1 rRNA gene is annotated in these 409 nt (G+C 38.9%); it reads right to left on the reverse strand.

Annotated features, from left to right (window positions below):
- A 23S ribosomal RNA gene (locus HHH54_RS10930) occupies nt 1-123 on the reverse strand; the annotation flags it as partial.
- Nucleotides 124-409 lie beyond the last annotated feature (286 nt).

Consider the following 409-nt stretch of genomic DNA (forward strand, 5'->3'; position numbering starts at 1 on the left):
CCCCATTCGGAAATCTCTGGATCACAGCTTACTTACAGCTCCCCAAAGCATATCGTCGTTAGTAACGTCCTTCATCGGCTTCTAGTGCCAAGGCATTCACCGTGCGCCCTTAATAACTTAATCTTTTGATGTTTTGGCAATCGTTTGCATTCGGCTTCATTTCTTTCTTCGTTTGCTCGTTTACAGAAAGTAAACGTCGCTACACTCATCAAGAAATTCATAGACTGACAAACGTTTTCAAAACATCTAGTCTGTCTACCGAACTTCACAATACCAACATCTACCAGTTATTAATTATGTGTGTCGTTTTTCAACGACTAGCGATAATTGTTTGTTTCAAGCGTTTCGCTTGTTACTCGGTTTTGCTTGGTAAAATCTATACTTACTTATCTAGTTTTCAATGTACAAT

The sequence above is a fragment of the Staphylococcus canis genome (assembly GCF_016238445.1).
Classification (GTDB): domain Bacteria; phylum Bacillota; class Bacilli; order Staphylococcales; family Staphylococcaceae; genus Staphylococcus; species Staphylococcus canis.